Here is a 1543-nt window from a genome sequence, read left to right on the forward strand (position 1 = left end):
GTGCCACGGTGCCGGTTCTGCCGAGGCTGAGCTGACCGACGTTGCTGTCACCGGTCATCAGCCAGGTGCTGTCGCCGTCGATCTCGGCACGGGTGACATTGATGAAACGGCCGTCGATCTGCGCCTTGTTGCGCAGGGCGACATTCAGCCAGCCATTGGTGACGGACACCGGATCGAAGCTGACGTTGCCGATGAGGCGCGCGTCGTCCACCGCAACGTTGACATCGGTGCGCGCACTGACAATGCCGCCCTCGCGGGCAACCAGCACAAGGTTTCCATCCCCGGCAATCAGATGTGCGCCGTTTGCCACGGTGATGTCGTAGGTATTGTCGGACCTCGGCCTTACCTGGATGGCTGCACCGCGGCCCGATTGCAGGGTCGAGTTGTTGACTTCAAGCCTGAGCAACCCATTGGTGTTGCTTTCGCCCCACAACATTGCGCCTACGTTGGAGGCGACGACGCGGGAACCATTGATGATGTCCATCTGGCCTGTCATCAAGCGGACACCCAGGCCACGGAGATGTGGTTGGCCCGAAACTATGCCGTCGTCAACCTGGATGAGCGTGCCATCGATGCTTGCATGAGGTGAGCTTACCAGCGCACCTTCATGGCCTGGGTTGAGGTCGACGCCCACTAATTTGCTAGTGGTTGTGCCGTTGCTGCTGTTGACCAGCACAACGCTGTTTTCAAACAACAACGACGTGCTGGCACCAAGCACCGCAATCTGGCCATTGATCCGTGAATTGCGTGCGCTCAGCGATGCCTGGCGTGTGAGCCGGATCGCATCCGGTTGAGTGCCGACGCTGGTGACTTGGGCGCCCTCGAGTATCACCCGGGAAGTATCGCTTGCTTGGATACGTTGGGTCTGCCCGCCGTTGACCGTCAACTGCGAGCCATTGATGAGGCTCCAGGCTTCTGCCGGGTCAGCTACGCCCACCTCGGCGGCCTGGTCATCCAGATCGCCTGCCAGTACAGCACCAGCGGGGAGTGAAGCCAAAGCCAGCAGCAGGCTGCGGAACAACCGGTGCGGCGTCGGCGGGCGAGGCGAGGAAACGACGGAGCTGAGCTTCATGGGGGATCCTTGTGTCGGGAATGTGGGAGCACGCGGCACCACGTAGGACATTCGGATCGGCTCCCGTGTCAGTCGGCTTTGCTTGAGCGGCCGTGATGGGGGCTGGATGCGAAGGAACGCGTCTCCTTTGGCCGCAGTCTGTGTGCGCAGGCGCGGCCGTCCCATGCAAAAAGTTGTAAAGCGCACTGGACACTCCGGGTGCCTTCAGCTGCCAGCCAGTAAGGCTCCAACTTCAAAAGCGCTGCAGAATTGCGGCGCGTGCAATATGCGAGGCCAGACGCGCATCAGCACGGCAGGTGCGATATTTCTCGTGGAGCCCAGCCTGTGCTCGGCGCTACAGAAGGCAGAAAGCAGAACGGCGCCGGATCTCACCGGCGCCGTTCGTGCTTACATCACCACTTGTAGGCGACACTCACGTTGGCCGTGGCCTCGCGGTAACCGTGGTCACCGCGCATCACGCCAAATCCACCC

Annotated in this window: 1 pseudogene; it reads right to left on the reverse strand. The window is 61.5% G+C overall.

Annotated features, from left to right (window positions below):
- Positions 1–1072, reverse strand: a pseudogene (locus AC1VAN_RS21510) (autotransporter outer membrane beta-barrel domain-containing protein); the annotation flags it as partial.
- Positions 1073–1543 lie beyond the last annotated feature (471 nt).

The organism is Stenotrophomonas sp. 05L44_2, assembly GCF_056665995.1.